This window comes from Haloprofundus salinisoli, assembly GCF_020097815.1.
GTDB classification, from domain to species: Archaea; Halobacteriota; Halobacteria; order Halobacteriales; family Haloferacaceae; genus Haloprofundus; species Haloprofundus salinisoli.
Window position 1 is genome coordinate 2,301,228 of record NZ_CP083663.1, and the last position, 13,200, is coordinate 2,314,427.

Annotated in this window: 13 protein-coding genes; 8 read left to right on the forward strand and 5 right to left on the reverse strand. The window is 66.2% G+C overall.

Annotated elements, in window-relative coordinates:
* Positions 1-6 precede the first annotated feature (6 nt).
* Positions 7-1,587 (forward strand): DUF790 family protein, encoded by a 1,581-nt coding sequence (locus tag LAQ73_RS12170; protein ID WP_224268550.1) that lies wholly within the window; start codon positions 7-9, stop codon positions 1,585-1,587.
* A gap of 96 nt (positions 1,588-1,683) precedes the next feature.
* Here the strand turns inward: LAQ73_RS12170 and tuf are convergent, their stop codons facing one another.
* From tuf to LAQ73_RS12185, 3 genes are all read right to left on the reverse strand, one after another.
* Positions 1,684-2,952 carry a translation elongation factor EF-1 subunit alpha gene (gene tuf, locus LAQ73_RS12175; protein ID WP_224268551.1) on the reverse strand — a complete coding sequence of 423 codons (1,269 nt, stop codon included), beginning with the start codon at positions 2,950-2,952 and terminating at the stop codon, positions 1,684-1,686.
* Positions 2,953-3,134: 182 nt separating this feature from the next.
* Entirely contained in the window at positions 3,135-3,560 is a 426-nt protein-coding gene (locus LAQ73_RS12180; protein WP_224268552.1) for a CBS domain-containing protein, read from the reverse strand.
* 236 nt (positions 3,561-3,796) lie between these two features.
* On the reverse strand, positions 3,797-4,975 hold the full coding sequence (locus LAQ73_RS12185; protein ID WP_224268553.1) for a M20 family metallopeptidase: 1,179 nt from the start codon (positions 4,973-4,975) through the stop codon (positions 3,797-3,799).
* Positions 4,976-5,099: 124 nt separating this feature from the next.
* Here LAQ73_RS12185 and ilvA point away from each other — a divergent pair, with 124 nt between their 5' ends.
* From ilvA to gcvPB, 5 genes are all read left to right on the forward strand, one after another.
* Complete coding sequence (gene ilvA, locus LAQ73_RS12190) at positions 5,100-6,320, forward strand: threonine ammonia-lyase (protein ID WP_224268554.1); 1,221 nt, start codon at positions 5,100-5,102, stop codon at positions 6,318-6,320.
* 497 nt (positions 6,321-6,817) lie between these two features.
* Positions 6,818-7,930 carry a glycine cleavage system aminomethyltransferase GcvT gene (gene gcvT, locus LAQ73_RS12195; RefSeq protein ID WP_224268555.1) on the forward strand — a complete coding sequence of 371 codons (1,113 nt, stop codon included), beginning with the start codon at positions 6,818-6,820 and terminating at the stop codon, positions 7,928-7,930.
* Positions 7,931-8,308: a glycine cleavage system protein GcvH gene (gcvH, locus tag LAQ73_RS12200; protein ID WP_224268556.1), complete on the forward strand. Its 378-nt coding sequence runs from the start codon at positions 7,931-7,933 to the stop codon at positions 8,306-8,308.
* Positions 8,305-9,633: an aminomethyl-transferring glycine dehydrogenase subunit GcvPA gene (gene gcvPA / locus LAQ73_RS12205; RefSeq protein WP_224268557.1), complete on the forward strand. Its 1,329-nt coding sequence runs from the start codon at positions 8,305-8,307 to the stop codon at positions 9,631-9,633. Before gcvH ends, gcvPA begins: the two co-directional genes overlap by 4 nt.
* Positions 9,633-11,066, forward strand: a complete 1,434-nt coding sequence (gene gcvPB / locus LAQ73_RS12210; protein WP_224268558.1) for an aminomethyl-transferring glycine dehydrogenase subunit GcvPB — start codon at positions 9,633-9,635, stop codon at positions 11,064-11,066. The genes gcvPA and gcvPB overlap by 1 nt, the downstream gene beginning before the upstream one ends.
* A gap of 18 nt (positions 11,067-11,084) precedes the next feature.
* Here gcvPB and LAQ73_RS12215 read toward each other — a convergent pair whose 3' ends face one another.
* Positions 11,085-11,447 (reverse strand): cupin domain-containing protein, encoded by a 363-nt coding sequence (locus LAQ73_RS12215; protein WP_224268559.1) that lies wholly within the window; start codon positions 11,445-11,447, stop codon positions 11,085-11,087.
* A gap of 266 nt (positions 11,448-11,713) precedes the next feature.
* Entirely contained in the window at positions 11,714-11,875 is a 162-nt protein-coding gene (locus LAQ73_RS12220; protein WP_224268560.1) for a DUF7838 family putative zinc beta-ribbon protein, read from the reverse strand.
* 457 nt (positions 11,876-12,332) lie between these two features.
* On the opposite strand from LAQ73_RS12220, the gene LAQ73_RS12225 reads away from it, so the two are divergent.
* Positions 12,333-12,572, forward strand: a complete 240-nt coding sequence (locus LAQ73_RS12225) for a glutathione S-transferase N-terminal domain-containing protein (protein WP_224268561.1) — start codon at positions 12,333-12,335, stop codon at positions 12,570-12,572.
* Entirely contained in the window at positions 12,572-13,105 is a 534-nt protein-coding gene (locus tag LAQ73_RS12230) for a cob(I)yrinic acid a,c-diamide adenosyltransferase (protein WP_224268562.1), read from the forward strand. Before LAQ73_RS12225 ends, LAQ73_RS12230 begins: the two co-directional genes overlap by 1 nt.
* Positions 13,106-13,200 lie beyond the last annotated feature (95 nt).

Below are 13,200 nucleotides of genomic sequence, written 5' to 3' on the forward strand. Positions count from 1 at the left end.
CTTCCGATGCTCACGAAGAAACTGCTCGAAACCCGACAGCGAAACCCCGAGATCTGGCCCGTCTACCGACCGCCCGAGGAGTACCGCGGCGTCGCAGCGTCCGTTCTAGACGCCTATCGCCCCGGCGTGACGAAGGGCGAACTCGACGAGACGCTCCGCGACGTCGAGACGCACGAGACGTACACGCTGGTCCGCGGCCTCAGAAAGCTACTCGAACAGAGACTCGCGTTCGAGCGTGACCCGCCTGTCGCCCCGGTCGAACTCCGGGAGGCGGCGTTCGAGCGGGGATTCGTCACCGACGCCCGCGAGCGACGGTCGGCGATGGACGCCGTCGGCGAGGCGTTCGGCCTCTCCGGCGACGAGGTCTCCGACTCGCTGTGGGCCGACAGAGAGCGCGAACAGCGCCTCCGCGACGCGCCCGACGTTGGCCCCGCGGACCTCCTCCGGCAGTACAACCTCGCGCTCACGCAGACGTTTCTCTGCGACGCCGTTTCGCTCACCGTCGAGAGTCGGACCGACCTCGACCGTCTCGCCGTCGCGGCGACCGAACTCGGCGCGATGGCCGAGTACGCCGAGGGTGCAAACGCGCTCCGCGTCGTCGGCCCGGCGGCGGCGGACCGCAAGTACCGGACGTACCGCAAGCGGGTCGCCGAGTGGGTCGGCCGCGTCGTCGCCGCCGCCGAGTGGTCGCTCGCCGCCCGCCTCGAAGTCGAGGTCCGCGGCGAGACGCGCCTGTACGAGTTCGCCGCCGATTCGGCGAAGAGCGGCCTGTTCCCGCTCTCGCCGTGGTCCTGCACGCCCGACGACGACCGGCGGGCGCGGTTCGCCGACCGAATCGAATCGCGCCTCCCGCGGTGGCGAGTTCGGGCGAGACCGACGGTGCTCCGCGGCGTCGGCGAGGACACCGACGGCAACGGTGTGCGGGCCGTCGCCGACTTCGCGTTCGAGCGCCCGCACAGCGGTCGCGAGTGCTACTTGGCGACTTTCGACGGCTGGACGCCCGACCACCTCGAAACTCGTCTCGCCGCGCTTCGGGCGGCAGCGGGCGATAGACCGATTCTCGCCGCCGTCAACGAGCGCCAGTGCTGCACCTCCGGTGTCGACAGGGAGGCGTTGAGAGACGGCCTCGCCTCGCGGCTCGTCGCAGAGCGCGCGGCAGGCGCAGACGCCGTCCTCTGGTACGCGAACGCGTTTCCGGTTAAGGACGTCGCCGCCGAACTCGACGCACTCGAACGGAAGTGGGTCGAGACCGACCGCGACTACCTGCTGCCCGTCGACCTCGACGCGGAACCCGACGTGCTGGAGGTCGACGCGTTCGCGTACGACCGGCAGGTCGAACCGGAGGCGGTCCGCCACCACGCGCTCGACACCGGCCACGGCGCGCTCTCGAACGGGTCGTACCTGCCCGAACACCTCGTTTCGGACCTCCGAGCCGAAATCGAATCACTCGACCGGCGGACGCTCGACGCGGTGCGGCCGCTCCTCGGGAGCTACGACCTCGGGCCCGATGCGCTCACCGCGCTCGGCTACGTCGTCGACGACGCGAATCGCGCGGCCCTCCGGGTTCGACGACACGGAGCGGACTGATACGCCCTCGGTCGGAACCGCCTCGACTTACAGCGGCTCCGGCTCCAACTCGACCCCGACGGCGCCGGTCAGATTCGGCGTAAAAGAGAGGACGGCTTACCGCTCGTTCACCTTCAGCACCTTGCCCGCGGCGATGGTCTGACCCATGTCGCGGATGGCGAAGCTCCCGAGTTCCGGAATCTCGCTCGACGGTTCGATGCTGAGCGGCTTCTGCGGGCGCAGCGTGACGATGGCGGCGTCGCCGGCCTTGATGAAGTCGGGGTTCTCCTCCGCGACCTCGCCCGAGGCGGGGTCGAGCTTCTGGTCGAGCGACTCGAACGTGCAGGCGACCTGCGCCGTGTGGGCGTGAATGACCGGCGTGTAACCCGCGGTGACGACCGACGGGTGTTGCATCACGACGATCTGCGCCTGGAACGTCTCGGCGACTTTCGGCGGGTCGTCGGCGGGACCGCAGACGTCGCCACGTCGGATGTCGTTCTTCCCGATGCCGCGGACGTTGAAGCCGACGTTGTCGCCGGGTTCCGCGCGGTCGACCTCCTCGTGGTGCATCTCGATGGTCTTCACTTCACCCGAGACGTCCGAGGGCTGGAACGAGACGTTCGCACCCGTCTCGAGGATACCGGTCTCGATGCGGCCGACCGGAACCGTCCCGATACCCGAAATCGTGTAGACATCCTGAATCGGGAGTCGCAGCGGCGCGTCCGTCGGCGGCGACATCTCGGGCAAGTTGTTCAGCGACTCCAGCACCGTGGGTCCGTCGAACCACGGCATGTTCTCGGAGTGCTCGGCGATGTTGTCGCCCTCGAACGCCGAGATAGGGATAAACCGCGCGTCGTCGGTGTCGAAGCGGACCTGCGTGAGCAGTTGCTTCACGTCGTCGACGACTTCGCGGTAGCGGTCTTCCTCGTAGTCGACGGTGTCCATCTTGTTGACGGCGACGATGAGCGTCTCGATGCCGAGCGTCCGCGAGAGGAACACGTGCTCGCGGGTCTGTGGCGCGACGCCGTCGTCGGCGGCGACGACCAACACGGCGTGGTCGGCCTGCGACGCGCCGGTGATCATGTTCTTGACGAAGTCGCGGTGACCGGGCGTGTCGACGATGGTGAAGTAGTACTTGTCCGTGTCGAAGCGCTGGTGGGCGATGTCGATGGTGACGCCGCGCTCTCGCTCCTCGGCGAGGTTGTCCATCACGTAGGCGAACTCGAAGCCGCCTTTGCCTTTCTCGGCGGCTTCCTCGCGGTGCTGTTCGATGACGTGCTCGGGTACCGACCCCGTCTCGAACAGGAGACGCCCGACGAGCGTGCTCTTGCCGTGGTCGACGTGACCGATGATGGCTAAGTTCTGGTGTGGTTTGTCTTGAGACATGGTAACAGCAGGCGCTGTGCGCCTGTCAGGTTATTTATGTCGTACGAGAGCAAAACGATTGTCTCCGGTACGTTGGTTGAATATACATCCCTTTGACAGTATCACAACCGACTGATACCCGCGAATCGACGACGCTGTCTCCGGCTGAAAAGAATACGGTGGAACTGTCGCGCGCGGAGAGCTTACGCCGAGTAACCCGGCGACTGCGCCTCGATGACGTCGGCGATGTTCGTCATCTCCTCGCCGACGGTGGCGACCAGGTCGTCGAGCGTGACGATGCCGACGAGTTTGCCGTCGTCGTCGACGACGGGGAGTCGGCGTACCTTGACCTCGCCAAACTTCTTCGCGACGGCGAACCCTTCCTCGTTCTGGTTGATGGTCTCCGGGTTCTCGGTCATGATATCTTCGGCGGTGATCTCCGAGATATCGTCGTGTTCGGCGACTGCCAGCGCGATTTCTCGGTCCGTAACGATGCCGCGTGGTTCGTCGTCTTCGACGATGACGACGGACCCGGTTCCCTCCGATGAGAACATCTGCGCGATCTCTTTGATACTCGTGCTCGGTTCGGCTTTGACGACGTCCTCGGTTGCGAGGTCACCAACTGGCATAGCAACTGTTAGCCCCACGGTGAACGCCGTAATCGTAGGGCCTGTATTTTCCGGGGTGACCGACAACTGTCGTCTGTCTAGGGTTTCGAGCGGGATTGCGGTCTCAAATGTTTGAAAATTTTACAAATTGTATACTGTTTGGGACGGTTTGGCAGGTGCGGTGTGTCGCGGTCGACACGTCTTCTCACCGAGCACCCGTTGCACCACTACGATGTTTCGACGGTCACCTCTCGTGACTATTCGCTGCTCTCCGGCGACAGATACCGCTCCAGCAGACGCTCGTAGACGCGGGCGGTCGCAAGCAGGTCGCCGACGGCGACGGACTCGTCGACGGTGTGGGCGTCGTCCTCGATAGTTCCCGGACCGAACAGCACCGCCGGGATGCCGCGGGGAATGAGGTACCGGGTGTCGCTGCCGGCGTTGAACCCGACGATGTCGCTCTCGATGCCGACGTCGCGCGCGGCGTCGACAGTGCGTCTGACGAGCGGGTGGTCGGCGTCTACGGCCGCGGCGTCGACGGTCATCGTCCGCCGGAGTTCGAATTCGACGGGCGGGGCGTCGGCGAGACCGGACTCGACGGCCTCCCGTACCCGCTCGTCGTACGCCGCGGGTTCGGGGCCCTCGGGGAGCGTCCGCCACGAGAGAGTCGCCCGGGCCTCGCCGGGGACGACGTGGGGGGCGGAGCCGCCTTCGATCTGGGTGACGGTGATGGTCGGGCCGGGTTCGAGAATCGGGTGATTTTCGGCGGCGACTTCGCCCGCGAGGTCGGCGACGCCGTCGAGCGCGCACCGAAGGCCGTCGATGGCGTTGATACCCCGGTCCGGTCGCCCTGAGTGGCTCTCGCGGCCGTTTACGACCAGTTCCCAGTCGAGCGCGCCGTACTGCGCGATGGCGACGTGGAGGTCCGTCGGTTCGCCGATTATCGCGGCGTCGACGTCGCCGACCGCCTCCGCGATGCGTTCCGTACCCGGACCGCCGCGCTCCTCGTCGACGGCGAAGCCCAAGACGACCTCGCCGGGTTCGTCCGATTCGCCGCGGGTCGTCAGAAACGCCTCGGCGGCGACGACCTTGGCGGCGAGCGCGCCCTTCATGTCCGCGACGCCGCGGCCGACGAGGCGGTCGCCGTCGCGCCGGAGTTCGTAGGGGTGGCCGGTCCAGTCGCCGGCGTTCGCGGGAACGACGTCGGTGTGACCGGTCAGGAGGAGTCGGCCGCGTTCGGGGTCGCCGGCCCGCGCGACGAGGTTGGGCCGACCCGGTTCGAGTTCCTCGCGTTCGAGCACCCAGTCGACGGGGCTCTCGCGGAGTCGCTCGACGAGTGCGTCCACGACCGCCGCCTCCGATCCGGGCGGGTTCGGACTCGGACACTCGACGAGCGTCCGGGTCAACTCGACGACTGCCGATTCGGTGACGTTCATCGTCTCTCGCTCTCCCGCAGCGCGTATAGCCCCGTCGACGCCGGAAAACCTCACTGCCGGAGGCGCTGTCGGCGTCGGTTTCCGCCGACGACGGCGTTAAGCGACCCGACCGCGACGCACCCGTATGACCGAAGATCTCGTGACGCTGGCCGACGTCGAAGCGGCCGCCGAGCGCCTCGACGGCGTCGTCAAGCGAACGCCCGTCGACACCTCGCGGACGTTCGCCGAACGCTGTGAGGCCGACAGCGTCCACCTGAAGCTCGAATCGCTCCAGCGAACCGGCTCGTTCAAGATTCGCGGTGCGTCGAACCGCATCGCGCAGTTGGGCGACTCGGAACTCGAAGGCGGCATCGTCGCGGCCAGCGGCGGCAACCACGCGCAGGGCGTCGCGTCGGCGGCCGCCGCCCACGACGCGGACGCGACCATCGTAATGCCCGAGGTGACGCCGATGGCGAAGAGAGAGGCGACGCGGGGCTACGGCGCGGAGGTCGTCGTCCACGGTGAAGTGTACCAAGAATCGTACGAGCGAGCCATGGACATCGCCGAGCAGCGAGGCGCGACGTTCGTCCACCCGTTCAACGACCGCGCGGTCATCGCCGGACAGGGAACCGTGGGTCTGGAGATGGTCGAGGACGTACCCGACGTCGACACCGTCGTCGTCGCCATCGGCGGCGGCGGCCTCGTCTCCGGCATCGCAACGGCGGTGAAAGCGAAGCGACCCGAGGTGCGCGTCGTCGGCGTCCAGACCGAGGGCTGTGCGCACATGAGCGAGTCCCTCGAACGAGGCGAAGTGTACGAACGCGACTCCATCGACACCATCACCGAGGGAATCGCGGCCAGTCGAACCGAGGAGTACACCTTCCGACACGTCCACGAGCGCGTCGACGAAGTGGTGAACGTCACCGACGCCGACGTGACCGCGGCGATGGCGCTTCTCGCCGAGCGGTCGAAACTCGTCACCGAGTCCGCCGGGGCCGTCGCGCTCGCGGCGCTGGTCGGCGACTACCTCGACGTGACCGGCGAGACGGTGGCGGTGCCGGTCTGCGGGGCGAACATCGACCTCACGCAGTTCGCCGACTACGCGAAAGCCGGGCTCGCAGCGTTGGGCCGCTACCGGACGATTCGGATCACCGTCGACGACTGGCCGGGGTCGCTGGCGTCCGTCGCCGCGGCCGTCGAAGAAACCGGGGCGACCGTCGACGAGCTGTCGCGGATGCCGCAGCGGTCGGGCGTCGAGCCGGCGCGGACCGAACTCGCCGTCGCAGTCGAAGGGAGCGGTCCCGAGCACCTCGAACGCGTAGCCGCCGCACTGGACGGACAACCCGGCGTCACGCTCGTCGAATAACCACTTGCGACATTTCGTATCTCGGTATTCTGTGTATGGGGGGCGTACGGTCCGGCGAGTGCCGTCCGAGAGAAGGCGATCGCGACGGTGCAAAGCGACCGACTCCGAGGGATGTGGATACAAAAGAGAGCGAAAGAGCGAGAGAGACGAGCAGACGCCGCGTTATAACTTCCGCATCGCGCGAGTCATGTCGGCGAAAGTTGCGGTGCGGCGCTCGGCGGTGGCGAGGTCGGTCTGAGTCCGTTCAGAAACCGTTGCTCTGATCATATCGAGATAATATACGAACGATTACATAATTCTTCTTTCAGGAACTCCGACCGGTGGGCGACCGGAAACAGCTTGAATAGCACGTTCGTGTATATCAGCCACGTGTATTCTCCTGGTTCTCCCGAAAATTCGACGTAATCCTTCGGGGACGATACACGGATGCGCACATTGCCGGCACATCCCCGAGACGAGATACCAAAGCATTACTTACCCCGAACCAAGCCACTCATATGGCCCATCGGAAGCCGCCACTGCGGGAGGTCCACGCCGACCGCGGGGCGAAGTTCACCGGGTTCGGCGGGTGGGAGATGCCGGTGGAGTTCGACTCCATCCGCACCGAACACGCCGCGGTCCGCGATTCGGCGGGCATCTTCGACGTCTCGCACATGAGCGAGATCGAGGTGTCCGGGCCGGACGCGACCGAACTGATGCAGCGACTGACGACCAACGACGTGGCGGCGCTCGACCCGGGCGGCTCGCAGTACTCCTGTATCACCGACGAGTCGGGCGTCATCCTCGACGACACCGTCGTCTACGCACTGCCCGACGAGTTGGACGACTCCGACTCGCCGGACCCGGCGTACCTGTTCATCCCGAACGCGGGCCACGACGAGCAGATGTACGAGCGGTGGACGACCCACCGCGACGAGTGGGGTCTCGACGCCACCGTCGACGACCGGACCGAGGAGTGGGCGATGTTCGCGGTCCAGGGACCGGACGCGCCCGGCCTCGTCGCCGACGCGGCGGGGTCGGACGTGCTCGACCTCTCGCGGTTCGAGGCCGCCTCTGCCGAGATCGCGGACGCCGAGTGTCTCGTCGCGCGGACGGGCTACACCGGTGAAGACGGCTTCGAGGTGCTCTGTCCGTGGGACGCCGCCGAATCAGTGTGGCATGAGTTCGACTGCCAGCCCTGCGGGCTCGGCGCGCGCGACACGCTCCGCATCGAGATGGGCTTCCTACTCTCGGGAGAGGATTTCGACCCCGAGAACGAGCCGCGGAACCCCTACGAGGCGGGCATCGCGTTCACCGTCAAACTCGACACCGAGTTCGTCGGCCGCGACGCGCTCGAACGGGCGAAGGAGGAGGGCGTCGACGAGCGGTTCGTCGGCCTGAAGCTCGCCGAACGCGGCATCGCCCGCCACGGCTACGAACTCCGCGACGAGAGCGGAGAGAAAATCGGTCACGTGACGAGCGGGACGATGAGTCCGACGCTCGGAGAAGCTATCGCACTGGGCTACGTTCGAACCGACTACGCGGAACCGGGCACGCGCGTCCGGGTCGTCGTTCGCGGCGACGAAAAGCGCGCACAGATCGCAAGCACACCGTTTCTGGAGGATAAATAGATGTTCGAAGTACCTGACGACCTGCGGTACATGGAATCGCACGAGTGGACGACGACCGACGACGTGGCGCGGATCGGGATCACCGACTTCGCCCAGGACGAACTCGGCGACGTGGTGTTCGTCGAACTACCCGACGAGGGCGACGACCTCACCAAGGGCGATGAGTTCGGCGTCGTCGAGAGCATCAAGGCGGTATCGGACCTCTACGCGCCGATCTCGGGCACCGTCGTCGGCGTCAACGAGGCGCTGTTCGACCGGCCCGAACTCGTCAACGACGACCCGTACGCCGAGGGCTGGATGCTCGAAGTCGAACCGGCGGACGAAGGAGAGTTCGACGAACTGCTGACGGCAGAGGAGTACCGAGAGCAGACCGAATGACGAGCAAACGAGGCAGTCCGTACGCACCGCACGCCGAGGCGGAGGCCGCCGCGATGCTCGACGCAGTCGGCGTCGACGACGAGGAGGCGCTGTTCGACATCCCCGAGGACGTCCGCTTCGACGGTGAGTTCGGCATCGAGCCGCGGACCGAACAGGCGCTCCGGCGCGAACTGACGGCGCTGCTCGCTAGGAACGACGACCTCACCGAGTTCATGGGGCGCGGTCACTACGACCACTACGTCCCCTCTCTCGTCGACAACCTCTCGCAACGCGCGGAGTTCCTGACGAGCTACACCCAGTACCAACCAGAGATCACGCAGGGGTTCCTGCAGGCGCTGTTCGAGTACCAGTCGATGCTAGTCGAACTCACCGGGCTTCCGGTGGCGAACTGCTCGATGTACGATTCGGCGACGGCGCTGGCCGAGGCGGCGCGCCTCGCAGACCGGGTTCGACAGGCCAGCGGCACGCGAGTGCTCGTCCCCGAGTTCCTGCGTTCGGGCAAGCGCGGCGTCCTCGACAACTATCTCGCCGGAACCGAGATGACCGTCGAGACGTACCCGATGGACGACGGCAACGTCGACTACGAGGCGCTCGCCGAACTCGTCGACGACGAGACGGCGATGGTCTACGCGGAGAACCCGACCGTGAGAGGAACTATCGAGGAGCGACTCGCCGATATCGGCGGTCTCGCCTCCGAGAACGACGCGCTGTTCTGTCTCGGCACGGACCTCGTCGCGCTCGCGCTCCTCGAAGAGCCGGCGAGCGTCGGCGCGGACGTCGTCGTCGGCGAGGCCGGCGTGCTCGGCCTCCCGACGGCGTACGGCATGGGACTCGGGCTCTTTGCGACGCGCGAGGAGTATCTCCGACAGGTCCCCGGACGACTCGTCGGCGTGAGCGAAGACGCAGCCGACAAGCGCGCTTACACGTTGACGCTGCAGACGCGCGAGCAGCACATCCGCCGCGAGCGCGCCACGAGTAACATCTGCACGAACCAGGCGTGGGTAGCGCTTCGGGCGGCCATCCACCTCGCGTGGCTCGGCCCCTCGAGGCTCGTCGACCTCGCGGAGGACTGCGTCCGTGACGCGAACGACCTCGCGGAGCGTCTCGACGCGCTCGTCGGCCTGCAAGCGCCGATTCACGATCGCCACCACTTCCGCGAGTTCGTCGTCCGCTGCGACCAACCGGCGGCGGCCATCGCCGAGGAGCTCGAAACCGAGGGGTACGCGGTCCACGTCGTCGGCGAGCACCTGCTGCAGGTGTGTATCACCGACGCGAACGCCCACGACGCCGACGGTCTCGTCGCGGCCTTCGAGGAGGTGCTCTGATGATATACGACCAAGCCAGATACGTCGAGAACGGCCAGTACGAACCGCTACTGTCGGAGAAAGGCACGTCGGAGGTCGAAGTCGGCGGCGAGTCGTCGCCGCTTCCCGACGACCTGACGCGCGACTCTGTCGAGCTTCCGGACCTCTCGGAACCCGAACTGGCCCGGCACTACACGCGGCTCTCGCAGATGAACTGGAGCATCGACAGCGGGCCGTACCCGCTCGGCTCCTGTACGATGAAGTACAACCCCAAGTTCACCGAGGACGTCGCCGCCGACCCCAAGGGCGCGGTCCACCCCGACCGCTCCGCGAGGAGCGTACAGGGGACCCTCGAACTCCTCTGCGGTCTGCAGGAGTACCTCGCCAGAATCGGCGGGATGGACGCCGTCACGCTGCAACCGCCCGCCGGAGCGGCCGGCGAGTTCGCGGGCATCCTCGTGGCGAAGGCGTACCACGAGGCCAACGGCGAGGACAGAAACGAGGTCATCATCCCCGCCAGCGCCCACGGTACGAACTTCGCCAGCGCGGCGATGGCCGGCTACGACGTGGTCGAACTCTCCTCCGCCGAGGACGGCCGCGTCGACGTCGAGGCGCTGGAAGCCGCCGTCGGCGACGATACCGCGGCGCTGATGCTGACGAACCCCAACACGGTCGGCCAGTTCGAGCGCGACATCGAACACATCGCCGAGACGGTCCACGACGCGGGCGGGCTGCTGTACTACGACGGTGCGAACCTCAACGCGCTGCTCGGCCGCGCCCGTCCCGGCGACATGGGCTTCGACATCATGCACTATAACGTCCACAAGACGTTCGCCACGCCGCACGGCGGCGGCGGTCCGGGTGCGGGTCCGGTCGGCGTCGTCGACGAACTCGCCGAGTACCTGCCGTCGCCGCGCGTGCGCGAACGGTCGTCCGGATCCGGCTACGAACTGTTCGACCCCGAACAGTCGGTCGGGAAGGTCCACGGCTTCCAGGGCAACTGGCTCGTCCTCGTCAAGGCGTACGCCTACATCGCGCGTCTCGGCGACGAGGGACTGCTCGACGCGAGCGCCAAGGCCGTGCTGAACGCGAACTACCTCGGTTCGCAGGTGGAGTTCGACATCCCGTACGGTCCGTTCCACCACGAGTTCGCGGCCACCTCCGGCGACAAAGACGCCGCCGACGTCGCAAAGCGGATGCTCGACTACGGCGTCCACCCGCCGACGACGAAGTGGCCCGAGATGGTTCCGGAGGCGATGCTGACGGAGCCGACCGAGATAGAGACCAAGAAGTCGCTCGACGACCTCGCCGCGGCGTTCAACGCCGCCGCCGGCGACGACGAGGAGACGCTGGCGGACGCACCGTCGCGGACGACCGCCCGGCGCATCGACCAGGTAAGTGCCGCGCGCAATCCGCGGCTGTCGTGGCGAGCGCTCGACAGCGACGAGAAGTAAGCACCCGCGACGAAGTGGCTACTGCCCTTCGTCGATGATCACGCCGTCGTCCTTCACGTTCGGCGCGCCGACGACGAGCACGGTTCCGCCCTCGACGGCGGTCAACCGCCGCTTGGCCTCCGGTTCGACGACGACGTAGTCGTCGGGGTCGAGCTCCAACGTCTCGTCTTCGATTCGGAGTTCGAATCGACCCTCGAGAACCACGTACAGCTCCTCTTGTTCCTCCTGGTAGTGATACGGCGTCGACTCACCTCGCTCGAACGTCCAGACGTTCGGTCGCATCTGGGCGGGTCGGAGGTGGTAGCCGACCGGTTTCACGCGAGCGTCGGCCGCATCCGCGTCGTAGGCGTCGACATCCGCGAGATTGACTCGTGAGTACACGACGAACGGTACGTCACGGAGTACGAAATCGATTCGTCGGTCGACGCGTCTCCGGTGACCCATACCGATAGGGACTCAGACGAAGTAGACATTCTGATCTGGATACCGTTTTGGTATCGCAATAGACGGTGTACACGACGCAGATCGGTCTCCGAGAGCGCCGCTGTGGGGAGGAAACGGACCGCGGAATTCGAGAGGAACCACTGGAGAGTTCCAGAGACCGTCGGCTGGCCGACTGAGCGAGCGAGAGAAAGCCTCGACGGTCGTTACTGCGAGCTGTCGATGCCGTCGATGAGGACGAATCCGTAGTCGCACTCGGTGCAGCGCCACTTCGTCTTCTCGCCGAGGTGGAGGCTTGTACTCGCCGAGCGGTAAAACTCCTGGCTCCCGCCGCAACTCGGGCAGTCGTGTTCCATTTCGAGGCTCATGGTAGTATCTCGCGCGTGTGGTATGTTGAAGATGTTGGTTCGGCGGCGGCCGTCGTCGGCTCCAAGAACAGGAAACGTCGGTACTGACGGTGTCACGGTCGCCTCGAAGTGCCCCCAAGCCGAGTCCTCCGACAACCTATACACTAAATGCGACGATACCGAGTCATGGTTTATTCTCTCTGGTCGCCCAACGCTTCCGTGACTGAGAGACGAATCGGAATCCTCGGCAGTGGCGACGTGGGAAAGGCGCTCGCTCGCGGCTTCGCCTGTCACGGGTGGGACGGAGGGCTCGGGACGCGGAGTCCCGAGAAACTACAGGGTGGGTCGCAGAGAACGAAGACGCGACTTCGGTCGGGTCGTTCGCCGACGCACTCGACTGAGCGAGCTCAGCGAACCGATGCCGTCCGCCGCCTCTCGCGGGCGAACCTCTTTGACGGGCGCGCGCCTACGACTGGACATGTCCATCGAACTCTACGCGCTGGACGGCTGTCCGTACTGCGAGAAAGTACACGACGCGCTGCAGGAGAACGACATCGACTACGAGACCCACTGGACCGAGGCGATGCACTCCGAGCGCGACGAAGTCAAGCGCGTGAGCGGTCAGCGCGGCGTTCCCGTGCTCGTCGACACCGACCACGGCGTGACGATGAGCGAGAGCGAGAACATCCTCCGGTACATCGAGAAGACCCTGGCGTAATGAAGATCTACACCGGCCGCGGCGACGAGGGAATGACCGACCTCCAGAACATGTCGCGCGTCTCGAAGACCAGTCGGCGCATCGAGGCCTACGGCACCGTCGACGAGGCCAACGCGCTCATCGGGACGCTCCGGCCGACCGGTTACGACGACGTCGACGAGATACTCGAACGCGTCCAGAACCATCTGCACATCATTCAGGCGGACTTCGCGAATCCCGAACCCGACGAGGACGACCCGCAGGTACGCGAGGAACACGTCGACCGGCTAGAACAGTGGATAGACGAGATAAACGACGAACTCGAACCGCTGCAGTCGTTCATCCTGCCGGGCGGGAGCGAATCGGGTGCGGCGCTGCACCACGCCCGAGCGGTCGTCCGCCGAGCCGAACGCCGCGCCGTCGCGCTCGCCACCGACGAGCCAGTGAACGAACACGCGGTGACGTATCTCAACCGACTGTCGGACGCGCTGTTCGTCTTCGGCCGGGCGGTCAACGCCCGCGACGGCGAGAGAGAGGAGTCGCCGACGTACTGACCGCTCGCCGGAACAGGACTGAGAGAGCCCGGTGTGTCCGAGATGATGCCCACGGACGCCGGGTTGGGACAGATGCGGTGTCTGACGAGACCGGA